The organism is Pseudomonas sp. DF5 (assembly GCF_058148225.1).
The window spans coordinates 1-25,231 of the sequence record NZ_JBYVYM010000019.1 but is presented as its reverse complement, the minus strand read 5'-3'; the positions used below and the strand labels follow the sequence as shown (position 1 = coordinate 25,231).

At 58.1% G+C, this 25,231-nt stretch carries 20 protein-coding genes and 1 pseudogene; 6 read left to right on the top strand and 15 right to left on the bottom strand.

The genetic code is table 11. The features are described 5' to 3' along the window. Positions 1-5 precede the first annotated feature (5 nt). Positions 6-171, top strand: a pseudogene (locus AC30D7_RS18110) (excinuclease); the annotation flags it as partial. Positions 172-213: 42 nt separating this feature from the next. On the opposite strand, the gene AC30D7_RS18105 reads toward AC30D7_RS18110, so the two are convergent. After that, on the bottom strand, positions 214-657 hold the full coding sequence (locus AC30D7_RS18105) for a DUF2846 domain-containing protein (protein ID WP_018928606.1): 444 nt from the start codon (positions 655-657) through the stop codon (positions 214-216). A gap of 342 nt (positions 658-999) precedes the next feature. Between AC30D7_RS18105 and queC the strand changes: the two genes are divergently transcribed. Further along, complete coding sequence (gene queC, locus AC30D7_RS18100; protein WP_490134971.1) at positions 1,000-1,698, top strand: 7-cyano-7-deazaguanine synthase QueC; 699 nt, start codon at positions 1,000-1,002, stop codon at positions 1,696-1,698. Positions 1,699-1,741: 43 nt separating this feature from the next. On the opposite strand, the gene AC30D7_RS18095 is transcribed toward queC, so the two are convergent. Further along, complete coding sequence (locus tag AC30D7_RS18095) at positions 1,742-2,605, bottom strand: queuosine precursor transporter (RefSeq protein ID WP_490134970.1); 864 nt, start codon at positions 2,603-2,605, stop codon at positions 1,742-1,744. Next, complete coding sequence (locus AC30D7_RS18090) at positions 2,598-3,194, bottom strand: helix-turn-helix transcriptional regulator (protein ID WP_490134969.1); 597 nt, start codon at positions 3,192-3,194, stop codon at positions 2,598-2,600. Before AC30D7_RS18090 ends, AC30D7_RS18095 begins: the two co-directional genes overlap by 8 nt. 412 nt (positions 3,195-3,606) lie before the next feature. Between AC30D7_RS18090 and AC30D7_RS18085 the strand changes: the two genes are divergently transcribed. Both AC30D7_RS18085 and AC30D7_RS18080 read left to right on the top strand, forming a co-directional pair. Beyond that, positions 3,607-3,990 (top strand): DUF6124 family protein, encoded by a 384-nt coding sequence (locus AC30D7_RS18085; protein WP_490134968.1) that lies wholly within the window; start codon positions 3,607-3,609, stop codon positions 3,988-3,990. A 37-nt stretch (positions 3,991-4,027) separates the two neighbouring features. After that, positions 4,028-4,282: a hypothetical protein gene (locus tag AC30D7_RS18080; RefSeq protein ID WP_490134967.1), complete on the top strand. Its 255-nt coding sequence runs from the start codon at positions 4,028-4,030 to the stop codon at positions 4,280-4,282. Between the two features lie 45 nt (positions 4,283-4,327). On the opposite strand, the gene AC30D7_RS18075 is transcribed toward AC30D7_RS18080, so the two are convergent. After that, complete coding sequence (locus tag AC30D7_RS18075; protein WP_490134966.1) at positions 4,328-5,230, bottom strand: LysR family transcriptional regulator; 903 nt, start codon at positions 5,228-5,230, stop codon at positions 4,328-4,330. 118 nt (positions 5,231-5,348) lie between these two features. Here AC30D7_RS18075 and AC30D7_RS18070 point away from each other — a divergent pair, with 118 nt between their 5' ends. Next, positions 5,349-6,623, top strand: coding sequence for an MFS transporter (locus tag AC30D7_RS18070; RefSeq protein WP_490134965.1), 1,275 nt, complete (start codon positions 5,349-5,351; stop codon positions 6,621-6,623). A 68-nt stretch (positions 6,624-6,691) separates the two neighbouring features. Here the strand turns inward: AC30D7_RS18070 and hemE are convergent, their stop codons facing one another. The 11 genes from hemE to AC30D7_RS18015 all read right to left on the bottom strand — a co-directional run bounded on the left by hemE (position 6,692) and on the right by AC30D7_RS18015 (position 22,523). Then, a complete protein-coding gene (gene hemE, locus AC30D7_RS18065) occupies positions 6,692-7,759 on the bottom strand; it encodes a uroporphyrinogen decarboxylase (RefSeq protein ID WP_018928609.1) in 1,068 nt (355 codons plus the stop codon). Between the two features lie 254 nt (positions 7,760-8,013). Continuing rightward, the gene (locus AC30D7_RS18060; RefSeq protein WP_490134964.1) at positions 8,014-9,432 is read right to left on the bottom strand and encodes an FAD-dependent oxidoreductase; all 1,419 of its coding nucleotides are present in this window, start codon (positions 9,430-9,432) and stop codon (positions 8,014-8,016) included. A 33-nt stretch (positions 9,433-9,465) separates the two neighbouring features. Continuing rightward, positions 9,466-13,911: a glutamate synthase large subunit gene (gene gltB / locus AC30D7_RS18055; protein ID WP_490134963.1), complete on the bottom strand. Its 4,446-nt coding sequence runs from the start codon at positions 13,909-13,911 to the stop codon at positions 9,466-9,468. 356 nt (positions 13,912-14,267) lie between these two features. Next, on the bottom strand, positions 14,268-15,875 hold the full coding sequence (locus AC30D7_RS18050; RefSeq protein ID WP_490134962.1) for an AAA family ATPase: 1,608 nt from the start codon (positions 15,873-15,875) through the stop codon (positions 14,268-14,270). A 10-nt stretch (positions 15,876-15,885) separates the two neighbouring features. Further along, complete coding sequence (gene aroB, locus AC30D7_RS18045) at positions 15,886-16,986, bottom strand: 3-dehydroquinate synthase (protein ID WP_490134961.1); 1,101 nt, start codon at positions 16,984-16,986, stop codon at positions 15,886-15,888. Between the two features lie 150 nt (positions 16,987-17,136). Then, positions 17,137-17,655: a shikimate kinase AroK gene (aroK, locus tag AC30D7_RS18040; protein WP_019581860.1), complete on the bottom strand. Its 519-nt coding sequence runs from the start codon at positions 17,653-17,655 to the stop codon at positions 17,137-17,139. A gap of 4 nt (positions 17,656-17,659) precedes the next feature. After that, positions 17,660-19,735: a type IV pilus secretin PilQ gene (locus tag AC30D7_RS18035; protein ID WP_490134960.1), complete on the bottom strand. Its 2,076-nt coding sequence runs from the start codon at positions 19,733-19,735 to the stop codon at positions 17,660-17,662. 13 nt (positions 19,736-19,748) lie between these two features. Continuing rightward, the gene (locus AC30D7_RS18030) at positions 19,749-20,276 is read right to left on the bottom strand and encodes a pilus assembly protein PilP (protein ID WP_490134959.1); all 528 of its coding nucleotides are present in this window, start codon (positions 20,274-20,276) and stop codon (positions 19,749-19,751) included. Beyond that, the gene (gene pilO, locus AC30D7_RS18025) at positions 20,273-20,896 is read right to left on the bottom strand and encodes a type 4a pilus biogenesis protein PilO (RefSeq protein WP_490134958.1); all 624 of its coding nucleotides are present in this window, start codon (positions 20,894-20,896) and stop codon (positions 20,273-20,275) included. The genes AC30D7_RS18030 and pilO overlap by 4 nt, the downstream gene beginning before the upstream one ends. Further along, positions 20,893-21,459 (bottom strand): PilN domain-containing protein, encoded by a 567-nt coding sequence (locus tag AC30D7_RS18020; RefSeq protein WP_490134957.1) that lies wholly within the window; start codon positions 21,457-21,459, stop codon positions 20,893-20,895. The genes pilO and AC30D7_RS18020 overlap by 4 nt, the downstream gene beginning before the upstream one ends. After that, complete coding sequence (locus tag AC30D7_RS18015; protein WP_490134956.1) at positions 21,459-22,523, bottom strand: pilus assembly protein PilM; 1,065 nt, start codon at positions 22,521-22,523, stop codon at positions 21,459-21,461. Before AC30D7_RS18015 ends, AC30D7_RS18020 begins: the two co-directional genes overlap by 1 nt. A gap of 217 nt (positions 22,524-22,740) precedes the next feature. Between AC30D7_RS18015 and AC30D7_RS18010 the strand changes: the two genes are divergently transcribed. Next, positions 22,741-25,179, top strand: coding sequence for a penicillin-binding protein 1A (locus tag AC30D7_RS18010; protein WP_490135033.1), 2,439 nt, complete (start codon positions 22,741-22,743; stop codon positions 25,177-25,179). Positions 25,180-25,231: the final 52 nt, after the last annotated feature.

The following is a 25,231-nucleotide window of genomic DNA, read 5'->3' as shown; positions in this document are numbered from 1 at the left end:
AGGGTCAAGGAGACCAGCATGCCGGCGCCAATGCCGTGACCAACATCGTCAGCTTCTACAAGAGCAATGAGCGCGGATGCCAAGACGTATGAGTGCCACACCGGGGCGATCATGGCCGGGGTTGCATTGAAGGGGGATTTGGCGAAGGTTCAGCAACAACACTTGTGGTGAAGGGGCTTGCCCCCACGCTCAGCGCAGGGGCCGCCCAGCCACTTACTGCGCTTGAATCAACTTGCTTTCAGCGACACCAGCACGGCCTGTCTTGTCGTCGACGACTTGCAGGTTGTTACGCGCCTTGATGAAACCCACTTTCACTTCCTGCCAGACAAAGTAGTTTTTGCCCGCTTCTGCGGTGAGTTTCAGTTCCGAGTCGTTTTCCGCCGAAGACACCAGCGTCTGCTGGCCAGCCGGGACGGCCAACATCAGATAGGACTTGGCGACTGTCTGCCCTACAGGCTTGCCATTGAGGGTCACCGGCATTTTCACCCCGGCGCCCATGCTCTCGTTGCGATAAACGTAGATATTGGCTTTGTCGGGGCTCACCTGGAACGTCTTCGCTTGAGCGTCCTGGGTTTCATCGGCCATTTTTACTGAAGCACAACCACCGGTCAGAGCAAACAATGCCAGCAATGCGGTGAACGTTAACTGCTTGAACATCCTGTATCTCCCTAGTTTGTGATGAATCCAAGACGGTATCGGCCGATACGAAAAAAGATCTAGGCTGCATCCAATAAAACCTTTAAGTCCTACGGTGTCAGCGTGCGCGTCAGCGACTCAACAAACGCCTTGACCATCGGTAACTTCTGATCCTCGCGCTGCACCACCACACTTCTCGATCAAGCTACAGGTTCCCCACACCTACGTTCTCAGTAAACAAATGAAACAAAGGGAAAGCGGAGCATGTCATTTCGGAAACGTCCCACAGCCAGAGTTTTAGCTTCCCGGTAGGGTCCATGTTCCCCAACGACAGGTCGGGATTACCCCAAGGATGAAAAAAACATGAATAACAAGGCAGTCATCGTTTTCAGTGGCGGACAAGACTCAACAACCTGCTTGATCCATGCATTGAAAATGTATGATGAAATACACTGTATTACGTTTGATTACGGCCAGCGTCATCGCGCGGAAATTGAAGTTGCGCAACAGCTTTCGGCGAAGCTTGGCGTCACGGTGCACAAGGTGCTCGACACTTCATTATTAAATGAGTTAGCGATCAGCAGCCTTACTCGCGATAGCATCCCAGTACCAACCTCTTCCAGTTCAGGGGAGAGCCTGCCAAACACTTTCGTTCCCGGTCGAAATATTCTGTTTTTAACGCTGGCGTCTATTTATGCATATCAAGTTGGCGCCACGACTGTAATCACAGGCGTTTGTGAAACCGACTTTTCAGGCTATCCGGATTGTAGGGATGAGTTCATCAAGGCTATGAATAAAGCCGTTGAATTGGGGATGAACTATAAGTTACGAATTGAAACACCGCTCATGTGGCTGAACAAGTCTGAAACTTGGGCCTTGGCCGATCTTCATGGAAAGCTTGAATTGATTCAGCACCACACACTGACTTGCTACAACGGAATAAAAGGCAGTGGATGTGGTGACTGTGACGCCTGCAATCTTCGAGCAAAAGGCTTGAATGAGTATCTCGAAAACAAATCAACGGTGATGAAAAGCCTGAAAGAAAAACTGCAAATTAAATAGCGTTTAGCAGTGCAGGGGAAACCCACCCCTGCCTTTACGCAGCCTATGTTCCAGCCACATACCTCTTAAATAAGGACCTTGCCCCATACGCAGGCAACACGTTAAAAATAGCGAAACACATTTTTATGGCGACCTGGACATAAACGATACTAAGTATCTCCGCATTCGCCATCGTGCCGTAAAACGCAATAAAACAAAAAATAAAACTGTCTATTATCACTGCAAAAAACGTACTTAAAAACACACGCAAAAATAATAGCCTTGCATTCGTAAGCTCCTTTATTTTGCTCAGTAAAAAAGAATTTACATACTCAGAAAAAATAAAAGACACAGAGGACGCTACCAACACCGAGGACACGTGCGTCATGACTTCGCTGTAAGGCGCATCAAGCTTCCAACCTGACAAGCCGGGAAGATAGCTGGTCGTACTCAGCAGAATAGTAATGAACGAATTACTTGCGAAAGCAAATAAAATGGCTTTTCTTGCCAATCTGAGGCCATAAAACTCATTTAACATATCGACTATTAAAAATGTCAGCGGATACAGAAAAACTCCGGGAGTTACGACAACACCAAGCGACTCGACATACACAAGCTTTGTCGCGGCAATGTTAGTGAAAATATATAGCGCAAAAAGCAGTAGATTGAGAGCGACATAAACCATCCACGACCTTTCATGCCGATCATTTACCTCATACGCCGTCAACGCAGCCCCGCCAGAATAAAACTTCCTGTACACCGACTTCATCTCTAACCTGCTTAAATCATCCACTATTTCACTTTTTAACAACTCATCGAGCTTCACTTTTATGACCTTCCCCGTTGAGACAATCATGACAACGGCAAGACCCTTACTATTCTCGAACCCTAACAACTTATACCTTTTGTTTTCCGAAACACTATCCATTGAACCTCTCCTCCATTACCTCCCCAATTACAAGAACAACATCAGAGCAACAGCAAGGTTCACTGCTTATGGACAACCGTTTCGTCGTTTTGTCGTACACCAACTTTTCTTTACTGCCACTCGGCAAGCCCTTCTTAACTATTAACAAATCCCCCGACTCATTCACACCTCTAATTTCATTTTCCAGAAGCACACCGATTAAATTGCAGGCCGTACCGAAGTAGTAAGTCAGCGGATGGGTTGCGACCAACTCGCCAATCCTCTTACCAAGACTCCGCTCAAGCAAGCTCTCTTTAATGATAGGGACGGCTGCGGGGTTCATATTGCCCTGCAAAGATACGCTACTTTCTATGATTTCCCTTTCTTCAAAATCAACAGTCTCTATCTCCTTATAAGAGACACCAAAAAAATCAGAAATTTTGCGAATTGTAGATTGCTGAACATTCACAACCCTCCCTTCCAGAATGTTATATATCGTAGTCCGGGTTAACCCACTCGCATTGCACAAAGACAGTTGCGTTTCACCACGACTCCTTATCAAATATTTAATATTATTCTTCAAATTTTCTGTTTTTTCTTTCTTATACATTAAATATCAACCACTTATTACTTGAGCCAACTGCACCCTTGCTGAAACTACAGAGGCGCCGCTGTGAGGCACCAGCATCCTACACCTCTAGGAGTTACACAAAAATTAATGCCGCGAACATGACAAACAATCGTTAAATAATATTTCAATCCGATTCTTTGAATGCCATTCTGTTGTTATCAACCTCTCAACTTGGCGAAACGTCTTACATCCATTTCTTACAGCAAACTCCTACATAACTCGCCTGACAAGAAATGAATCATTTAATTGCGCAGATGTTCATTTATTTGATTAATTAAATAGAATTTTCTGGTAATAAATCTATCGATCCACTCTCCTTTGCACGCCACCAATCAATCTTGGCTTACTGCATGGGGTTAGTGGTTTCTTAAATCTTGAAGGAAATTCCAATATGAAAAAGATCCCCCCTACCCCCTCGGGTTCTCAAAATCCATCATCCGACAACACTATCGATTTACCCAAGCTCTCCGAAATCACCGAACGCCGCGTCAGCGCCCGCCTGCGCCATCCAGACCGCCCCGACCCTGTCAGCCACGTTTTCACCATTGTCCCGAGTGCCGACACGGAATCCCTGCTCTGTCACGCCTGCGAAACCCTTGCCTCGCTGAATGTCATGAGCACCGATCTGGCCGGCGAACTGGAAGGCTCGCGCCGCAATGTGGCGTTGGCAATCCAGCAACTGGCCGTGTTGGGGGAATTATTGGTCAATCGGGTGCTAGACAAACTGGACCTGTCCGATGGGTCATCCGCAGCTCCGTCAAACAGCCAATGCTGAGAAGTACCGTTCTGCTACCAAATGGAGGTTTTTTGTCATGGATCGATACATGCCTATTACCGGCATCGACTGCACCATCGCATCGTTGGTGATCGACACCGAAGCGCCACTGGACGTGTTGCACGAAACCGCGGCCTACCGCATTCGCACCGCGACCCAACTGCTGGAAAGTTTCGCGTTTAGCGAGGGCGTTTACAGTGAGCTGGCGCGGGTGTTGGTGACTTCATTGCGCGATGGCTGCAATTTGATGGATGTCATTGGTCGACGATTGCAGGTGCAGGTCACGGTGTAGTGCCTGGTAAAGAAAAACGGGTGACCTCACTGGGGTCACCCGTAGTTACGGCTTCAAAGGCTCTACCTTACGCGTCAACAACTCCACAAACGCCTTGGCCATCGGCGACTTCTGATCCTTGCGCTGCACCAGCCACACCGCCGAAATTGCCTCCGGATCGAGCAACGGCCGATACACCACACCATCGATACGCATCCGCTGATAAGACGCCGGCAACACCGACACACCCAAACCCGCCGCTACCAGCCCGATGATGGTCATCGCCTCGCCAGCCTCCTGGGCAAAATGCGGGCTGAAGCCGGCGTCCCGCGCCAGGCTGAGCAGTTGTGCGTACAGACCGCTGCCATAGCTGCGCGGAAAAAATACGAACGGCTCGAGGGCCAGGGCGGACAGGAACAGACCTTCTTCACTGCCATCCACCAGCGGATGCTTGGAGCTGAGCACCGCCACCAACGGCTCACGCATCAATTCCACAACGCTGAGCGAGTCCGGCAAGCCCAGCGGTCGCATGATGCCGACCTCGATCGACTCGTCCACCAGCGCATCGGCCACTTGGGTGCTGCTCATCTCCCGCAGGTTCAGGTGCACCGCCGGGAAGCGCTGGCGAAATGAGAAAATCGCCTGGGGAATGGTCGAGTTGAACGGCGCCGACGAGGTGAAGCCGATCTTCAGTTCACCCAATTCACCGAGTTGTGCCCGCCGAGCCACGTCCGCCGCTTTGTCGACCTGAGCCAGCGCCAGTCGCGCCTCTTCCAGAAACAGCCGACCGGCCTCACTCAACTCGACCCGACGATTGGTCCGCTCGAACAGACGCGCCCCCACTTCCTGCTCCAGCGCCTGAATCTGCTGGCTCAGCGGCGGCTGCGAGATGCCCAGCACCTGGGCGGCGCGGCCAAAATGCAGCTCTTCGGCGACGGCAATGAAGTAGCGCAGGTGACGCAATTCCATGAAAACTCCATTAGGTCGTTAAACCTATCAAACAGGTCGAACAATATATTGGATAGAAACATTAGCCAGCTATATGATTTTTTCATTGCCTGACCGGCTGCGTCCTCCGAGGTCCGAAGTGAAAACTGCTGTCGCCCCACTCGCCCATGAAATCCCGCCCGCCGCGCTGAATGATGTCGTCGCTGAACGCAACGAGATCTACATCGAGAAAGGCACACCGATGTTTATGCGCACGGTGCTGGCGCTGTTCTCCGGCGGCTTCGCGACCTTTGCCCTGCTCTACTGCGTGCAGCCGATGATGCCGCTGCTGTCCCGCGAGTTTTCCATCAATGCGGCCCAGAGCAGCCTGATCCTGTCGGTCGCCACCGGCCTTCTCGCCATCGGCTTGCTGATCACCGGCCCCATCTCCGATCGCATCGGGCGTAAACCGGTGATGGTCGCCGCACTGTTCGCCGCCGCACTCTGCACCATGGCCAGTGCGATGATGCCGAGCTGGCAAGGCGTGCTGGTGATGCGGGCGCTGGTCGGGCTGTCGCTGAGCGGTCTGGCGGCGGTGGCAATGACTTACCTGAGTGAAGAAATTCACCCGCAGCACATCGGCCTGGCCATGGGCTTGTACATCGGTGGCAACGCCATCGGCGGCATGTGTGGACGCTTGATCGTCGGGGTGCTGATCGACTTCGTCAGCTGGCACACGGCAATGCTGGTCATCGGCAGCCTGGCGCTGATTGCCGCCGCGGTGTTCTGGAAAATCCTGCCCGAGTCGCGCAATTTCCACGCCCGCTCGCTGCACCCGCGTAGCCTGCTCGACGGCTTCACCATGCACTTTCGCGACGCCGGCCTGCCGCTGCTGTTTGTCGAAGCGTTCGTGCTGATGGGCGCGTTCGTTACCCTGTTCAACTACATCGGCTATCGCCTGCTGGCCGAGCCGTATCACATGGACCAGGCCCTCGTCGGGCTACTCTCGGTGGTGTACCTATCGGGCATCTACAGCTCGGCGAAAATCGGCGCCCTGGCCGACCAGCTCGGCCGGCGCAAAGTGCTCTGGGCAACCATTGTGGTGATGCTCGCGGGCCTTGCGTTGACGATGTTTACGCCCCTGCCAGTAGTGATCTTCGGCATGCTGGTCTTCACCTTCGGCTTCTTCGGCGCGCATTCGGTGGCCAGCAGCTGGATCGGTCGTCGCGCGACCAAGGCCAAGGGGCAGGCAACGTCGTTGTACCTGTTCAGCTATTACGCCGGGTCGAGTATCGCGGGGACGGCGGGCGGCATGGCCTGGCATCTGGGTGGCTGGAACGGGATCGGGCTGTTCATCAGCGCATTGCTGGTGATTGCGCTGTTGGTGGCGTTGAAATTGGCGAAGTTACCGCCGTTGGAGAATTTGAAAGCTTAAGGCTGCGATCTTTTGATCTTGATGCAAAAACGCCCGGCAAATGCCGGGCGTTTTTTATCGGGCGACGATCACTCGTGATACTGCGCCGACAGCTCATGCACCGCGCGCAAGAAAGCGCCTGCGTGCTCCGGATCGACTTCCGGCGTAATGCCATGGCCGAGGTTGAACACGTGGCCACTGCCCTTGCCGTAGCTGGCGAGGATCCGGCCGACTTCGGCGCGGATGGCTTCTGGCTTGGCGTAAAGCACGGTCGGGTCCATGTTGCCTTGCAGGGCGACTTTGTTGCCGACGCGTTGACGGGCCTCACCGATGTCGCAAGTCCAGTCCAGACCCAGCGCATCAGCGCCGGCGTCGGCGATGCTTTCCAGCCATAGGCCGCCATTCTTGGTGAACAGGATGACCGGCACTTTGCGGCCTTCGTGCTCGCGGATCAGGCCACTGACGATTTTGCGCATGTAGGCCAGGGAGAATTCCTGATACGCCGCCGCCGAGAGATTGCCGCCCCAGGTGTCGAAGATCTGCACCGCTTGCGCGCCGGCCAGGATCTGGCCATTGAGGTACGAGGTGACCGACTGCGCGAGCTTGTCCAGCAGCAGGTGCATGGCTTGCGGGTTGTCGTAGAGCATGGCCTTGGTCTTGCGGAAGTCTTTCGACGAACCGCCTTCGACCATGTAGGTGGCCAGGGTCCATGGGCTGCCGGAAAAACCGATCAGCGGCACGCGGCCGTTCAGTTCGCGGCGGATGGTGCTGACTGCGTCCATCACATAGCCGAGGTCTTTCTGTGGATCAGGAATCGGCAAGGCTTCGATGTCAGCCAGGGTGCTGACGACCTTCTTGAAGCGCGGACCTTCGCCGGTCTCGAAGTACAGGCCTTGGCCCATGGCATCGGGGATGGTCAGGATATCGGAGAACAGGATCGCCGCATCCAGTTGCGGATAGCGGTCGAGCGGTTGCATCGTGACTTCGCACGCGAACGCCGGGTTCATGCACAGGCTCATGAAGTCACCGGCCTTGGCACGGCTGGCGCGGTATTCAGGCAGGTAGCGGCCGGCCTGGCGCATCATCCACACGGGGGTGACGTCTACGGGTTGCTTGAGCAGGGCGCGGAGGAAACGGTCGTTCTTCAGGGCAGTCATGTCGGCATCCGGAAAAAAAGTGCGGGCATTTTCTCAGAGCGCGACGCAAAAGGCACGAATGCAGGTCAGCCTTTTGTCTATCGGGTCAATTTGTCGCAATGATTTCGTTGGTTTCAGCAACAACCGGAAACCAATGTGGGAGCGGGCTTGCTCGCGAAAGCGGTGTGTCAGTCAATACATCAGGTGACTGATACAAAGCATTCGCGAGCAAGCTCGCTCCCACATTTTTGATCGCATTTCAGGTTGAAATGTAATCAGACGCCCAGGTAATCGAGGATCCCTTCGGCGGCATTGCGGCCTTCGAAGATCGCCGTTACCACCAGGTCGGAACCGCGCACCATGTCACCACCGGCGAAGATTTTCGGGTTGCTGGTCTGGTGCTTGTACTGACCTTGTTCTGGTGCCACAACGCGGCCCTGGCTGTCGGTCTGGATGCTGAACTGATCGAACCACGACGCCGGGCTTGGACGGAAACCGAACGCGATGACCACGGCGTCGGCCGGGATGATCTCTTCGGAACCCGGGATCGGCTCGGGGCTGCGACGGCCACGGGCATCCGGCTCGCCGAGACGGGTCTCGACCACCTTCACGCCTTCGACCTTGTCTTCACCGACGATTGCGATCGGCTGGCGGTTGTAGAGGAATTTCACGCCTTCTTCCTTGGCGTTCTTCACCTCTTTGCGCGAACCCGGCATGTTCGCTTCGTCACGACGATAGGCACAGGTCACCGCCTTGGCGCCCTGACGAATCGAGGTACGGTTGCAGTCCATCGCCGTGTCGCCGCCGCCCAGCACCACCACCTTCTTGCCTTTCATGTCGACGAAATCTTCCGGCGACTTTTCAAAGCCCAGGTTGCGGTTGACGTTGGCGATCAGGAAGTCCAGCGCGTCGTGCACGCCTGGCAGGTCCTCGCCGGCGAAGCCGCCCTTCATGTAGGTGTAGGTGCCCATGCCCATGAAGACCGCATCGAATTCTTCGAGCAGTTGTTCCATGGTCACGTCCTTGCCCACTTCGGTGTTCAGGCGGAACTCGATGCCCATGCTGGTGAAGACTTCGCGGCGATTGCTCAGCACGGTCTTTTCCAGCTTGAACTCGGGAATGCCGAAGGTCAGCAGACCGCCGATTTCCGGGTTCTTGTCGAACACCACCGGCGTCACGCCGCCACGCACCAGCACGTCGGCACAGCCCAGGCCCGCAGGGCCCGCACCGATTACCGCAACACGCTTGCCGGTCGGCTTGACCTTGGACATGTCCGGGCGCCAGCCCATGGCGAACGCGGTGTCGGTGATGTACTTCTCGACCGAACCGATGGTCACCGCACCGAAACCGTCGTTGAGGGTGCAGGCCCCCTCGCACAGACGATCCTGAGGACACACCCGGCCGCAGACTTCCGGCAGGGTGTTGGTCTGGTGCGACAGCTCGGCGGCCTGGAGGATGTTGCCCTCGGCCACCAATTTGAGCCAGTTGGGAATGAAGTTGTGCACCGGGCACTTCCATTCGCAATACGGGTTACCGCAACCCAGGCAGCGGTGGGCCTGATCGGCCGACTGCTGGGGTTTGAACGGTTCGTAGATTTCCACGAACTCTTTCTTGCGTTGACGCAACAGTTTCTTCTTCGGATCCTTGCGCCCGACATCGATGAACTGGAAGTCGTTATTCAGACGTTCAGCCATAGTTAAAACCTCATCAAACTCTTCAGGCGCATATCACTGCGGGTTGGCACGGGTGCTGGAAAGCAACGATTTCAGGTTGGCAGCCTTGGGCTTGACCAGCCAGAAACGACGCAGATAGTCATCGAGGTTTTCAGCGAGGTTACGACCCCACTCGCTGTCGGTTTCCTCGACGTATTCGTTCAGCACGCGTTGCAAGTGGCTGCGATAGGCTTCCATCGCCTCACCGCTGATCCGCTGGATTTCCACCAGTTCGTGGTTGACCCGGTCAACGAAGGTGTTGTCCTGGTCGAGCACGTAGGCGAAACCGCCGGTCATGCCTGAGCCGAAGTTGTAACCGGTCTTGCCCAGAACGCAGACGAAACCACCCGTCATGTACTCGCAGCAGTGATCGCCTGTGCCTTCCACCACAGTGTGAGCACCGGAGTTACGCACCGCGAAACGCTCGCCCGCGGTGCCGGCGGCGAACAGCTTGCCGCCGGTGGCGCCATACAGGCAGGTGTTGCCGATGATGGCACTGTCCTGCGTCTTGTAGAGGCTGCCTTTCGGCGGAACGATGACCAGTTTGCCGCCGGTCATGCCTTTGCCGACGTAGTCGTTGGCATCGCCTTCCAGGTACATGTTCAGGCCACCGGCGTTCCAAACGCCAAAGCTCTGACCCGCCGTGCCTTTGAAGCGGAAGGTGATCGGCGCGTTGGCCATGCCCTGATTGCCGTGTTTGCGAGCGATTTCACCGGAAATCCGCGCGCCGATGGAACGGTCGCAGTTGCAGATATCCAGGGCGAAATCGGCACCGCTCAGGTCGTTGATCGCCGAGGTGGCCATGTCGACCATTTTCTCGGCCAGCAGGCCTTTGTCGAACGGCGGGTTGCGGTCGACCTGGCAGAATTGAGGCTTGTCTGCCGGGATGTGATCGCTGCCGAGCAACGGGGTCAGGTCCAGGTGGTTCTGCTTGGCGGTCTGGCCTTCGAGGACTTCCAGCAGATCGGTACGGCCGATCAGCTCTTCGAGGGAGCGCACGCCCAGCTTGGCCAGCCACTCACGGGTTTCTTCGGCGACGTAGGTGAAGAAATTCACCACCATGTCGACGGTCCCGATGTAGTGATCCTTGCGCAGCTTCTCGTTCTGAGTCGCGACGCCGGTGGCGCAGTTGTTCAGGTGGCAGATGCGCAGGTATTTGCAGCCCAGGGCGATCATTGGCGCGGTGCCGAAGCCGAAGCTTTCAGCGCCGAGGATCGCAGCCTTGATAACGTCGAGGCCGGTTTTCAGGCCGCCGTCGGTCTGTACCCGTACCTTGCCGCGCAGGTCGTTGCCACGCAGGGTCTGGTGGGTTTCGGCCAGGCCGAGTTCCCACGGTGCGCCCGCGTATTTGATCGAAGTCAGTGGCGATGCACCGGTGCCGCCGTCGTAGCCGGAGATGGTGATCAAGTCCGCGTAGGCCTTGGCCACACCGGCCGCGATGGTGCCGACGCCCGCTTCCGCCACCAGTTTCACCGAGACCAATGCCTTCGGATTGACTTGTTTCAGGTCGAAAATCAGCTGCGACAAGTCTTCGATCGAATAGATGTCGTGGTGCGGCGGTGGAGAAATCAGGGTCACGCCCGGCACTGCATAACGCAGTTTGGCGATCAGACCGTTGACCTTGCCGCCTGGCAGCTGACCACCTTCGCCGGGCTTGGCACCCTGGGCGACTTTGATCTGCAGCACTTCAGCGTTGACCAGGTATTCCGGGGTCACACCAAAGCGGCCTGTGGCGACCTGCTTGATTTTCGAGCTCTTGATGGTGCCGTAACGTGCCGGGTCTTCGCCGCCTTCGCCGGAGTTCGAACGCGCGCCGAGGCGGTTCATGGCTTCGGCCAGGGCTTCGTGAGCTTCCGGCGACAGAGCGCCCAGCGAAATACCAGCGGAGTCGAAGCGCTTGAGCACCGACTCCAGAGGCTCGACTTCGCTGATGTCCAGCGGCGTGTCGAGGGTCTTGACCTTGAGCAGGTCACGGATCATCGACACCGGGCGGTTATCCACCAGTGACGTGTATTCCTTGAACTTGCTGTAGTCGCCCTGCTGCACTGCGGCTTGCAAGGTGTTGACCACGTCCGGGTTGTAGGCGTGATATTCGCCACCGTGGACGAACTTCAACAGACCGCCCTGCTGGATCGGCTTGCGCGGGCTCCAGGCTTCGGCCGCCAGGGCTTTCTGCTCGGTTTCGATGTCGACGAAGCGTGCACCCTTGATGCGGCTTGGCACGCCACGGAAGCTCAGTTCGCAGACTTCTTCGGACAGGCCGATGGCTTCGAACAGCTGCGCACCGCGATACGACGTGATGGTCGAGATGCCCATCTTCGACAGGATCTTGAGCAGGCCCTTGGTGATGCCTTTGCGGTAGTTCTTGAACACCTCATAGAGGTCGCCCAGCACTTCACCGGTGCGGATCAGGTCGCCCAGCACTTCATAGGCCAGGAACGGGTAGACCGCCGAGGCGCCGAAACCGATCAATACCGCGAAGTGGTGCGGATCACGAGCGGTCGCGGTTTCCACCAGAATGTTGGAGTCGCAACGCAGGCCTTTTTCGGTCAGGCGGTGGTGCACGGCACCAGTCGCCAGCGAAGCGTGGATCGGCAACTTGCCCGGAGCAATGTGACGGTCACTCAGTACGACCTGGGTGCGACCGGCGCGAACGGCTTCTTCGGCCTGATCGGCGACGTTACGCACCGCGGCTTCGAGACCGACGCTCTCGTCATAGTTGAGGTCGATGATCTGACGCTCGAAGCCTGGGCGATCGAGGTTCATCAGCGAGCGCCACTTGGCCGGAGAAATGACCGGCGAGCTGAGGATCACGCGCGAGGCGTGTTCCGGCGACTCCTGGAAGATGTTGCGCTCGGCACCGAGGCAGACTTCCAGCGACATGACGATGGCTTCGCGCAGCGGGTCGATCGGCGGGTTGGTGACCTGCGCGAACTGCTGACGGAAATAGTCGTACGGCGTACGCACGCGCTGGGACAGCACGGCCATCGGCGTATCGTCGCCCATCGAGCCGACGGCTTCGTAGCCTTGCTCGCCCAGCGGACGCAGCACCTGGTCGCGCTCTTCGAACGTGACCTGGTACATCTTCATGTATTGCTTGAGCTGGTCGACGTCGTAGAACGCTGATCCGTGGTCGTTGTCTTCCATGGTCGCCTGAATGCGCAGGGCATTCTTGCGCAGCCATTGCTTGTACGGATGACGGGACTTCAAGCGGTTGTCGATGGCGTCGGTGTCGAGGATCTGACCGGTTTCGGTGTCCACGGCAAAGATCTGGCCCGGGCCGACACGCCCCTTGGCGATCACGTCTTCAGGCTGGTAGTTCCAGACACCGATTTCCGAGGCCAGGGTGATGAAACCGTTCTTGGTGGTCACCCAACGCGCCGGACGCAGGCCGTTACGGTCGAGCAGGCACACCGCGTAACGACCATCGGTCATTACCACGCCAGCCGGGCCGTCCCACGGTTCCATGTGCATCGAGTTGTATTCGTAGAACGCACGCAGATCCGGGTCCATGGTTTCAACGTTCTGCCACGCAGGCGGAATGATCATCCGCACGCCACGGAACAGGTCGATGCCACCGGTGACCATCAGCTCGAGCATGTTGTCCATGCTGGAGGAGTCGGAACCGACACGGTTCACCAGCGGGCCGAGTTCATCCAGATCCATCAGATCATTGGTGAACTTGGTGCGACGGGCCACGGCCCAGTTGCGGTTGCCGGTGATGGTGTTGATCTCGCCGTTGTGGGCAAGGAAACGGAACGGCTGCGCCAGCGGCCATTTCGGCAGCGTGTTGGTCGAAAAGCGTTGGTGGAACACGCAGATCGAAGTTTGCAGGCGCTGGTCGCTGAGGTCTGGATAGAAGGCGGTCAAATCCGCCGGCATCATCAGGCCTTTGTAAATAATGGTCTTGTGGGAAAAACTGCAGATGTAGTGATCGACATCGGCGGCGTTGGCCACGGACGAACGACGACGGGCGCTGAACAGCTTGATCGCCATGTCCTGATCGCTCAGGCCTTCACCACCGACGAACACTTGCTCGATCAGCGGCAGGCGCTCGAGGGCCAGGCGGCCGAGGACGCTGGTGTCGATCGGCACTTTGCGCCAGCCGACCAGGGTCAGGCCTTCGGCCAGGATTTCGCGGTTCATGTTCTCGCGAGCGGCTTCGGCTTTCACCGGATCCTGGTTGAAGAAGACCATGCCCACGGCATATTGCTTGGGTAGTTCGACGCCGAAGGTTTCCTGGGCGATGGCACGCAGGAACACATCCGGCTTTTGAATCAGCAGACCGCAACCGTCACCGGTCTTGCCGTCGGCGTTGATCCCACCGCGGTGGGTCATGCAGGTCAGGGCCTCAATGGCCGTTTGCAAAAGGGTATGACTGGGCTCGCCCTGCATATGGGCTATCAGGCCAAAACCGCAGTTATCCTTGAATTCATCTGGTTGGTACAGACCTGCTTTCATAGACACTTTCTCACCAGGCTGCCTCTTATCGAGGCAAATTTCTTTTCAATTCAACCAGTTACCATCCGCGCCGAACGTACGCCAGCTTTGCGGGGGCAAAAGGGAGGTCATTGTACACACCGACACAGAGGCTCACAAATTTGACGACGAAATGTCGCAAATCTATGTCGCATTTGTGAAAGGTTTAAAGCGATATGCTGTGCTAGTCAAAATTTTTTTAATTTTGACCGCAGCGACTCAAAGACTACTGTGACGCAGACACCACAAGGCACGCGGCCGCAGGGACTGTTGGCGGCATGCGCTTGTAGAAATTTTGAGGTGCTTGGAGAGGCGGCCTGGGTAAGGCCGCCGAATCTTCAGCGAGTTGTTGCCAGTTCCTGTTGGACGCTGGCGACAGTGCGAGGCCAAGGTTTACCAGCCTGAACCTTCGCTGGCAAGGCCTTGATGGCAGTAACGGCTGCATCGCGGTTGGCGAAGCTACCGTAGGTGATGACGTAAAGCGGCTTGCCGTTGAGCACTTTCTTGAAATAACGGTACTCGCCGCCCTGCTCTTTGACGAAGCTTTGCGCGGCCGATTCGGAGCTGGTGCCGAGGATCTGCACCACGTAGTTACCCGGCGCCTGGCCTGCATACCAGCTGCCACCGGCGGCTTTGGCCACGGTGGCTGGCTTCTCGACAGGTTTGGCCACGACAGCCGGCTTGGCGGGCGCTGGAGCCGGTTTGGCAGCCGGCGCAGGGGCTGGCTTAGCCACAGGCGCTACTGGCTTGGCAGTCGCGACCTGAGTCGGGACAGGCGTCGGTTTGGCGGCCGGTGTTGGCGCTGGCCCCGCTGGAACGCCAGCCGGCGGCGCGGTGGTGGTCACGGTCGGCGGTGTAGCGCTGGAGCCTTCGACCGGTACGCCATCATCGCCTTCGGTAATGCCACCAGCCGCTTCGGCCAACGGACCGCGCATCACTGGCTGCGAGTTACCGACCAACGGTAATGGCATCGGCTGCGTATTACCGGCGAACTCCACGGCGGGAGCACCTCCGCTGTTAGGTTTTGGCGTGCCCTGGCCCAACGGCAGTTGTGCCTGTTCGTTGGCAGGCGCGCCGGTGGTCGGTGCTTTGTTGCGACCCGGCATCAACCAGGCGGCGGCTACCGCGACCACGACGACGGCGGAAATCGCCAATACGTGTTTCTTCGGCATGTTGAACCCCATACTTGGACGCTTGACCGCTGAGCGGCTGGCAATCATGGCTTCGATCATTGCATCGCGGGCGACCTGGTTGATGTTGCCAGGCCAACCGTCGGAGCTTTCGTGAATATCAGAGATCTGATCCGCGGTGAAAAGTTCGATTCCCCGGCCAGCACCTTCGAGACGCTGATCCAGATATTCGCGGGTTTCTTCTTCGGTGTAGGGCTGCAATTCGATGACGTGAAAACGCTCTTCCTCGAGGCTCAGCGCATCAAGTTGAGCAATCAGCGAGGACTCACCGAACAGGAATACGTGCGGACGACCTTCAGGGGCACCGGCAGCCAGGGCCAGCAGAGCCTCCAGCGCGGACTCGTCAAGTTGCTCGGCGTCGTCCACCAGCAAATAGACTTCCTGCCCCGTAAGTGCAAGCTGCACCACTTGAGCCAGGATCGCGCCGATCTCGGCCTGGGCAACGTCCAGCGCCTGAGCCACTTGATTCAGCACACCAGCCGCATCGCCGGCGCCACGGGCGGAAACCACCACGCTCTGCACTGACTGTTTGTTGGTGCTGGCCACCAAGGCCTGGCGCAACAGGGTTTTACCGCTGCCTTGCGGACCGGTGACCACCAGCAGCAACTGGCTGTAGCGAGCCAGGTGGTGTAACTGGCCCAGCACCGGCTTGCGCTGGGCCGGAAAGAATTTGAAGCCAGGCACCCGTGGAGCAAAAGGGTCATGACTTAACTGGTAATGGCCGAGGAAAGCCTCGTCGGCATGCAAACTAGTCATCGGGATCTTATTAACCTTTAAGCTGAGCCAGGGCGCGGTAATCCGCTCCCAGCGTGGCCTGTAAAACCTCTTTCGGATAATCGTCGGTCACCACTGCTTCGCCCATGTGGCGCAGCAGCACCAGGCGTAAACGACCGTCGATCACTTTCTTGTCAATTGCCATGTGTTCGAGAAAATCGGCTTCGGTCATCTCTTCCGGCGGGATGACCGGCAAGCCGGCGCGCTGGAACAGGCGAATACCACGATCACGCTCCGCTTCGCTGATCCAGCCCAGGCGCGCTGACATTTCCAGAGCCATTACGGTGCCAGCAGCGACCGCTTCACCATGCAACCAGACACCATAGCCCATATGGGTTTCGATCGCGTGACCAAAGGTATGGCCCAGATTCAACGTGGCACGCACGCCGGTCTCTTTCTCGTCGGCACCCACCACCGCAGCCTTGGCCGCGCAGGAGCGTTCGATGGCGTAAGTCAGGGCGGTCTGGTCCAGGGCGCGCAGGCGATCGACGTTTTCTTCGAGCCAGGTCAGGAATGGTTCGTCGCAGATCAGCCCGTACTTGATGACTTCCGCCAGCCCGGCAGACAGTTCGCGGGCCGGCAGAGTGTTGAGGGTGGCGGTATCGATCAGCACCACGTTGGGCTGATAGAAAGCGCCGACCATGTTCTTGCCCAGCGGATGATTGATCCCGGTCTTGCCGCCCACCGAAGAATCGACTTGCGACAGCAACGTGGTCGGCACCTGGATGAAATCGACGCCCCGCTGGTAGCAGGCGGCCGCAAAACCGGCCATGTCACCGATCACACCGCCACCGAGGGCGATCACCGTGGTGCGGCGGTCGTGCCGAGCAGTCAGCAGGCCATCGAAAATCAGTTGCAGGGTTTCCCAGGTCTTGAAGGCTTCGCCGTCGGGCAGCACCACGGAAATGACCGAGAACTGCGCCAGACTGCGGGTCAGACGCTCGAGGTAGAGCGGCGCGACAGTCTCGTTGGAGATGATCGCCACCTGCCGCCCGCGGATATGCGGGGCCAGCAGCTCAGGCTTATCCAACAAACCTTCGCCAATATGAATCGGGTAGCTGCGCTCGCCTAGATCGACCTTGAGTGTCTGCATGTGTCCCCACAGTGAAGATGGAATCAGGCGTCCTGCCTTGAGTTTACGAATTCCATGGCGTCTGCTGGTGTGACGCCGTCCGGTAGCCATCCGCCACAACCTTGAGCGACTGCGACAGGACGCCGAGGATAGCGCATTTCGCCTCGAGCATTAACGGGGCGGCAGTTGCTGCAAGCGTTCGAGAATATCGAGCACCACCATCCGCGGCGGCCGCTCATCGGTTTCCACCACCAGGTCGGCGATTTCCCGATACAGCGGGTCACGGATCGCCAGCAAGTCCCGCAGGGTCTTGGCCGGATCGGCGGTACGCAGCAGTGGCCGATTGCGATCGCGAGCCGTTCGGCCCACTTGCTGCTCGACAGACGCGTGCAGATAGACCACCCGACCACCGGCGTGCAGCGCCCGACGATTGGCCTCGCGCATTACCGCTCCGCCACCGGTCGCCAACACCACGCCGTCGGACGCGCACAGCTCGGCAATCATCGCCTGCTCGCGGTCACGAAAGCCCGGTTCGCCTTCCTTATCGAAAATCCACGGGATATTGGCGCCCGTGCGCAATTCAATTTCCTTATCGGAATCTTTGAACGGCAGGCGCAGCTCTTTGGCCAGCAACCGGCCGATGGTGCTTTTTCCAGCCCCCATCGGTCCAACAAGAATCAAATTTCGCACAGAATCAATGACTCACAGCAATCGCCTGATTGTTCATGATACGCGGAGTGAGAAATACCAGCAGCTCGGATTTTTTCTCCGAAACCACGTCACGCCGGAAAAGGCGGCCAAGATACGGCACATCACCGAGAAATGGCACCTTATCTACAACCTTGCTCTGAGTATTTGAGAAAACCCCACCAATCACGATGGTCTCGCCGTCGTTGACCAATACCTTGGCGTTGACCTCGTTTTTCTTGATCGGCGGTACATCCTGCACTTTGTTCAGGTAGTCCGGTTCGTCCTTGGTGACCTTGACCTCCATGATGATGCGGTTGTCCGGGGTGATCTGCGGCGTCACTTCCAGGGACAGCGAGGCTTCCTTGAACGACACTGAAGTGGCACCGCTGGAGCTGGCTTCCTGATAGGGGATTTCGGTGCCCTTGAGGATTTTCGCGGTTTCCTTGTCAGACGTGACCACCTTGGGCTGCGAGACGATTTCCCCGTTGCCGGTTTTTTCCATGGCCGTCAGCTCAAGGTCCAGCAGCACATTGTCGGTAATGAAGGCGATGCCGATCCCCGAGGTGTTGGATGAGGCCCCCAGGTCGACGAACGGCGAGTTGGTGCTGGTGCTGCCCGGCGTGCCAACGGTGGTCGAAGAGCCGTTAACCCCGGAGCCGTTCCAGTTACCCTTCTGCACCGAACCGCCCCAGCGCACGCCGAGGCTTTTGTCGTAATCGACGTTGGCTTCAACGATGCGCGCCTCGATCATCACCTGACGCACCGGAATATCCAGCTGTGCAACGATGCGACGCAGTTCGTCGAGGCGGTCCTGGGTCTGGTAGGCAATGATGTTGTTGGTCCGCTCATCAACAGTGATTGAACCACGCTCGTCGACTTTCGCCTCGGCACTGGTCACCGACTGGAACAGCTTGGCGATATCGGCAGCCTTGGCGTAGTTGACCTGCAACAGCTCGCGACGCAGAGGCGCCAGTTCGGCGATTTGCTTCTGCGACTCCAGCTCCTGACGCTCCCGGGCGGCGATTTCATCGGCCGGCGCCACCAGCAGCACATTGCCGATCTTGCGTTTATCCAGGCCTTTGGTTTTCAGCACCAGATCCAGCGCCTGATCCCACGGCACATTCTGCAGGCGCAACGTGATGCCGCCCTGTACGGTGTCACTGGCCACCAGATTGAGGTTGGTGAAATCGGCGATCAGCTGCAGCACCGAGCGCACATCAATGTCCTGGAAATTTAGCGAGAGCTTTTCGCCGCTGTAGGCAAAACGTTCGGCGTTGCGTTTTTGCAAGTCATCGACCGTCATAGGCCGAACGCTGATGGTCAGTTTGTTATCGGTCTGATAGGTCGAATAATCGAAGGCGCCGCCGGGCTCGATGCTGATGACAGCCCGATCGCCCGTGGCGCTGGCATTGACGAACTGCACCGGGGTAGCGAAATCCTTGACGTCGAGGCGTACGCGCAACCGTTCAGGCAATTGGGTCTTGGTGAAGGCGACGATGATCTTGCCATCGCGCTCCTGGATATCCGGGGCGATGGAGGGATCCGACAGATCGATAACCACGTTGCCTTCACCCTGGGTGCCACGCTGGAAATCCACGCCACGGATGGCTTTGCCCACGGGAGCACTGGCTCTGGCGGGCGCGGGTACCGCCGTGGCCGCGCGTGGTGCGCTGGCAATCGGTTTGGACGCCTTGTTGCCGGCCGCCTGCCCGACAACCACAAACAGATTGTTGCCTTCGACACGTGCGTTATACGGAGTCAGTTGAGTCAGACCAATGATCAGCCGCGTGCGGTCCTTGGCTTCCACCACCGTGGCGCTGCGAGCATTGCCGCCGCCCAGGTCACGACTCTTGTTCGCCAGCTGGCTGGTAACTCCCGGCAGGTCCAGCGCAATCCGCGCAGGCTGCTCCGTCGTATAGCCATGCGGCTGCGGTGGTGGCCCGTCGAACGACAACTTCAGCTCGACACGGTCACCAGGCAGCGCCGCGACATCCAGCGCTTTGAGGTTGGCCGCCTGTACCAACGGCGACAGAAACGCTATCCATAGCGAAAGACCGAAGGTTGAGAAAATCCTGTTCATTGTTCGAGTTCCACTATGAGTGCTCTTTCAAAGGGATGGTCCGCGGCCGCTCCAGCCAGGCGCCTTCGCCGTCGGGAACGATTTCGACCACATCGACTTGCGAAGCGCTGATGGCGACGATCCGCCCATCATTACGTCCCAGGTAATCGCCGACTTTCAGCCGATGCACACCACCCGCCCCACGCAGCAGCGCAAAGGAGCCAGAGGCATTGGAGATTGTGCCGACCATTTCAAATTGCTCGATGTTGAAACCTTCGAGGTACTGCTTGACCCGGTTGGGGTCGGGCTTGACGTTGCGCGAGCCGTGCTTCTGGCCGGCCAGATCGACTCTGACCTGACGGGAGAACGGGCTGCGCAGGTTGGCAGCGCTGTAGGTGAATGTCGGATAAGACTGGAACGTCGGCGTTGGCTCAATCTTGCCGGGCGCTCGCAGACGCACTTCGTTCAGGTAGGCGTCGATATCGCTGAAACCATTGTCACCGCCACAACCAGCCAGGACGACCAGACACATAACCATCGACAGGCAACGAATCGGGCTCATTTCTGCAACCCCTTGTCGTTGTAGCGGTAGGTCTTGGCAAGGATGCTCATGCGCAACTTCGGACCGCCATCGCGATTGGCTGGCACCAGGTCGAAATCATGCAGGGTGACGATCCGCGGCAGCCCCGCCACACCACTGACGAACGTGGCCAGGTCGTGATAGGCGCCGGTGACGGTGATCTGGATAGGGAGCTCGATGTAGAACTGCTGGGTGACCTCCGGGAGCAGCTTGATCTCTTCGAACTCAAGGCCGCTGCCCAAGCCAGTGCGGGTGATGTCCTCCAGCAGGCCGGGCACTTCGGTGTCGCTGGGCAGTTGCCGTAATAGCATGCCGAAGGAGTTCTCCATTTCCTTCATCTGCTGGGTATACAACTCAAGATTGGCCGCCATGTGGGCCTTGGTCGCGAACTGCTCCTTGAGCGTCGACTCCTCCTCTCGCTTGAGTTCGAGGTGGTCTTGCAGGTCGCTGATCAAGAAGCTGTAGCCCAGGGCCAGCACCAGAACCATAAGCAGGACACTCGCCAGGACCTTGATCGCCGCCGGCCAGGAACCCATGTTGTTGGTGTCCAGATCGTTGATGTCGATCTGGCGCAACCCTTCGAGCCATTCGGACGGCTTCATTTAGCCACCCCCACAATTGCCGGCTGAGTCTGACGGACGGTCAACTGGAAAACATTGGCCTGATCCAGCTGACCGGCGGTGGTCGCTTTGACCTCGGTGAGATTGGGCGCATCGAACCAGTCGGACGCATCAAGATTGCGCATCAAATCCGAAACGCGATTGTTGGACTCTGCCGCGCCGGTGATGGATAAGGTTTTGCCGACCATCTTCACTTCGGTGAAGTACACGCCGTCCGGCAAAGTGCGCGCCAACTGGTCGAAGATCCTCCCACTGATAGGCCGATTGCCTTGCAGGTCCTGGATGATGCGCATGCGCTCGACGAGTTGCTGGCGACGCGCCTTGAGGTCGCTGATCTGTTTGATCCGCTCGTCGACCACGGCAATCTGTTTGGCAATGTAATCGTTGCGGGCAACTTGCCGATCAATGGCGCCGTTAATCACCTGGTCCGTGATCAGCAACGCCCCGACCGAGCCCACCAGCACACCGACCAACGCCAGCAAAAAGCGTTTGCGACGCGCTTCGCGCAACTCTTCACGCCAGGGTAAAAGATTGATCCGTGCCATCAGTCGAAACTCCTGAGGGCCAGCCCGCAGGCGATCATCAGTGCTGGCGCATCGCTGGCCAGGGCACCGGCGTTGACCTTGCTGCCAAGAGTCATGTTGGAGAACGGATTGGCGACCTGGGTCGGCGTACCCAGGCGCTGCTCGATCAACCGATCCAGCCCTGGGACCGAGGCAGTGCCGCCGGCCAGGAGAATGTGATCGACCGAGCTGTATTGGCCGGAGGCAAAGAAAAACTGCAATGAGCGCGATACTTGTTGCACCAACGCATCCCGAAACGGCTGCAAGACCTCACTGACGTAATCGTCCGGCAAACCACCCTGTTTCTTCGCCAACCCTGCCTGCTCGACCGTCAGGCCATAACGGCGCTGGATTTCTTCCGTCAGTTGTCGGCCGCCGAACAATTGTTCGCGGGTGTAGATGATCCGCCCATTGTTCAACACGCTCAGGGTGGTCATGGTGGCGCCGATATCGACCACCGCCACGGTCAGATGCTCCTGAGAGGCGGCCAGCTGGGTTGCCAGCAAGCCGAACGATCGCTCCAGGGCATAGGCTTCGACATCGACTACTCGCGCGGTCAGCCCGGCCAGGGCCAGGGCCGCTTCACGAACCTCGACGTTTTCCTTGCGACAGGCGGCCAGCAGCACATTGACCCGCTCGGGGTTGCGCACTGACGCGCCCTGTACCTCGAAGTCGATCGCCACTTCATCCAGCGGATAAGGGATGTACTGATCAGCCTCGATCTTCAGCTGGTTTTCCATCTCGTCGTCGGAAAGACCGGCGTCCATCTCGATGGTCTTGGTGATCACCGCCGAGCCGGCCACCGCCACAGCGACATTCCTCTGGCTGGTTTTGGCCTTGAGCAGCACCCGCGCAAGAGCCTGCCCCACGCCTTCAAGCTCGGCGATATTTTTTTCGACCACGGCACTGGCGGGCAGCGGTTCGACCGCATAGGCCTCGACCCGGTACCGATCGCCCTGGCGGCTTAATTCCAGCAGCTTCACCGACGTAGAGCTGATGTCGATCCCCAAAAGCGCACTGGTTTTTTTATTGAAGAGTCCTAGCACTAGCAATTCCCTATGACTATCCGTGAGTTACGGACTCTGTAATATCCATTGCGTTCAATACCCCCCGTCTTGACAGAAGCGCAAATGACGCTCCCGGCGGAAAAATGCTTATAATGCCGAGCGTTTTTCCGCTTTCACTGCAAGCGCGGGTCATTCTCTTTATAGCCTGAACCCTGATGCCTAATTCATTCTTTGCCCTGGATATCCAAAAGCCTTGATTCGTCTGCTGAAATTTTTCGGTTGGTCCATCGTCGCCGTTTTCTGCGGACTGCTCCTGGGTCTGAGCGGCGCCTTTCTTTACCTTAGCCCTGGATTGCCATCCGTGGAGGCGCTGAGAAGTATTCAGTTGCAGATTCCTTTGCGGGTGTACAGCAGCGACAACAAGTTGATCGCAGAATTTGGCGAAATGCGCCGTACGCCGATCCGTTTCGCCGACATTCCCCCCAATTTCATCAATGCGTTACTAAGTGCTGAAGACGACAATTTCGCCAACCACTATGGCGTCGATCCCAGCAGCCTGATGCGTGCCGCCACCCAGCTGGTAAAGAGCGGACACATTCAGTCCGGCGGCAGCACCATCACCATGCAGGTGGCGAAGAACTTCTTCCTGAGCAGCGAACGCAGCTTCTCGCGCAAGACCACCGAAATCCTCCTGGCTCTGCAGATCGAACGACAGCTGACCAAGGACGAAATCCTCGAGCTGTACGTCAACAAGATTTACCTGGGCAACCGCGCCTATGGCATCGAGGCAGCGGCGCAGGTGTATTACGGCAAGTCGATTCGTGACGTCAGCCTGGCGCAGATGGCGATGATCGCCGGTCTGCCAAAAGCCCCGTCGCGCTTCAACCCGCTGGCCAACCCGGCCCGCAGCAAGGAGCGTCGCGACTGGATCCTGGGGCGCATGTACAAGCTCGGCAAGATCACCGAAGCCGACTACACCGCGGCGATCAACGAACCGCTGAACGCCAGCTACCATGTGCCGACCCCGGAAGTGAACGCACCGTACGTCGCCGAAATGGCCCGCGCCGAAATGGTCGGTCGCTATGGCAGCGACGCGTACACCGAAGGTTTCCGCGTCACCACCACGGTGCCGAGCGATTTGCAGGAAATGGCCAACACCGCGGTTCATGAAGGCTTGATGACCTACGATCAACGGCACGGTTATCGCGGCCCCGAGTCACGCTTGCCGGGTAAAACCCGAGAGGCCTGGACCCTGGAACTGACCAAGCAGCGGACCATCAGCAGCCTGGAGCCGGCGATCGTGACCCAGGTCGACAAGAACGGCGTGCAGGTGCTGACCCGCACCGGCGAAGAACACGTTGCCTGGGACACCATGAAGTGGGCCCGTCCGTTCCTGAACACCAACAGCACGGGCGCCAATCCGAAGCAGCCGTCGGATGTCGCACAGGTCGGCGATCTGATTCGCGTACAACGCCAGCCAGACAACTCGCTCAAATTCAGCCAGATCCCACAAGCCCAGGGCGCACTGGTGTCCCTTGATCCGCAGAACGGTGCCATTCGTTCGCTGGTCGGCGGCTTCGCCTTTGAGCAGAGCAACTACAACCGCGCCATGCAGGCCAAGCGTCAGCCGGGCTCGAGCTTCAAGCCATTCGTCTATAGCGCCGCCCTGGACAACGGCTACACCGCCGCGAGCCTGGTGAACGACGCACCGATCGTGTTCGTCGACGAGTACCTGGACAAGGTCTGGCGCCCGAAGAACGACACCAACACCTTCCTCGGCCCGATCCGCATGCGTGAAGCGCTCTACAAGTCGCGCAACCTGGTATCGATCCGCCTACTGCAAGCGCTGGGCGTCGACCGCACCATCGACTACATCAGCAAGTTCGGCTTCAACAAGCAGGACCTGCCGCGTAACCTGTCCCTGGCGCTGGGTACCGCGACCCTGACGCCAATGGAGATCGCCACTGGTTGGAGCACCTTCGCCAACGGCGGCTACAAGATCAGCCCGTACATCATCGACAAGATCGAAAGCCGCAACGGCGATACGTTATTCGTTGCCAACCCGCCGAGCGTTCCGAAAGGCAACGTAGTCAGCGACGGCATCGCCGTGCCGGCCGCCAATACCTTCACCGTCAACGCCACCCCAGGCGAAGCGCCGAGCGCCCAGCCAGTATCACAAGCGCCAGCGGTGGCCGAACGCATCATTGATGGCCGCACTACCTACATTCTCAACAGCATGCTCGAGGATGTGATCAAACTTGGTACCGGCCGCCGTGCACTAGCCTTGGGCCGCAGCGACATCGCGGGCAAGACCGGCACCACCAACGAATCCAAGGACGCCTGGTTCTCCGGCTACAACGCCGATTACGTGACCACCGTCTGGACCGGTTTCGACCAGCCTGAAAGCCTGGGCAAGCGCGAGTTCGGCGGCACCGTTGCCCTGCCGATCTGGATGAACTACATGGGCGCCGCCCTCAAAGGCAAGCCGCCTCATACCCAGCCGGAACCTGAAGGCATCCTCAGCCTGCGGGTCGACCCGGTCAGCGGTCGTGCAGCCACTCCAAGCACGCCTGGCGCCTACTTCGAACTGTTCAAGGCCGAAGACACGCCACCGTCAGTCAATGAGCTGGGTAACGGCAACGTACCGGGTAGCCCGCTACCAGCAGACGAGGCGGCACCGATCGATTTGTTCTGATCGCCGCCACACCAAAAGCCCCGCCTTCGAAAGAAGTGCGGGGCTTTTTATT

Excerpts from the sequence above, each read along its gene's own strand:
- AC30D7_RS18105 (WP_018928606.1), bottom strand. The coding sequence starts at position 657 with ATGTTCAAGCAGTTAACGTTCACCGCATTGCTGGCATTGTTTGCTCTG.
- queC (WP_490134971.1), top strand. The coding sequence starts at position 1,000 with ATGAATAACAAGGCAGTCATCGTTTTCAGTGGCGGACAAGACTCAACA.
- AC30D7_RS18095 (WP_490134970.1), bottom strand. The coding sequence starts at position 2,605 with ATGGATAGTGTTTCGGAAAACAAAAGGTATAAGTTGTTAGGGTTCGAG.
- AC30D7_RS18090 (WP_490134969.1), bottom strand. The coding sequence starts at position 3,194 with ATGTATAAGAAAGAAAAAACAGAAAATTTGAAGAATAATATTAAATAT.
- AC30D7_RS18085 (WP_490134968.1), top strand. The coding sequence starts at position 3,607 with ATGAAAAAGATCCCCCCTACCCCCTCGGGTTCTCAAAATCCATCATCC.
- AC30D7_RS18080 (WP_490134967.1), top strand. The coding sequence starts at position 4,028 with ATGGATCGATACATGCCTATTACCGGCATCGACTGCACCATCGCATCG.
- AC30D7_RS18075 (WP_490134966.1), bottom strand. The coding sequence starts at position 5,230 with ATGGAATTGCGTCACCTGCGCTACTTCATTGCCGTCGCCGAAGAGCTG.
- hemE (WP_018928609.1), bottom strand. The coding sequence starts at position 7,759 with ATGACTGCCCTGAAGAACGACCGTTTCCTCCGCGCCCTGCTCAAGCAA.
- AC30D7_RS18060 (WP_490134964.1), bottom strand. The coding sequence starts at position 9,432 with ATGGCTGAACGTCTGAATAACGACTTCCAGTTCATCGATGTCGGGCGC.
- gltB (WP_490134963.1), bottom strand. The coding sequence starts at position 13,911 with ATGAAAGCAGGTCTGTACCAACCAGATGAATTCAAGGATAACTGCGGT.
- AC30D7_RS18050 (WP_490134962.1), bottom strand. The coding sequence starts at position 15,875 with ATGACTAGTTTGCATGCCGACGAGGCTTTCCTCGGCCATTACCAGTTA.
- aroB (WP_490134961.1), bottom strand. The coding sequence starts at position 16,986 with ATGCAGACACTCAAGGTCGATCTAGGCGAGCGCAGCTACCCGATTCAT.
- AC30D7_RS18035 (WP_490134960.1), bottom strand. The coding sequence starts at position 19,735 with ATGAACAGGATTTTCTCAACCTTCGGTCTTTCGCTATGGATAGCGTTT.
- AC30D7_RS18030 (WP_490134959.1), bottom strand. The coding sequence starts at position 20,276 with ATGAGCCCGATTCGTTGCCTGTCGATGGTTATGTGTCTGGTCGTCCTG.
- pilO (WP_490134958.1), bottom strand. The coding sequence starts at position 20,896 with ATGAAGCCGTCCGAATGGCTCGAAGGGTTGCGCCAGATCGACATCAAC.
- AC30D7_RS18020 (WP_490134957.1), bottom strand. The coding sequence starts at position 21,459 with ATGGCACGGATCAATCTTTTACCCTGGCGTGAAGAGTTGCGCGAAGCG.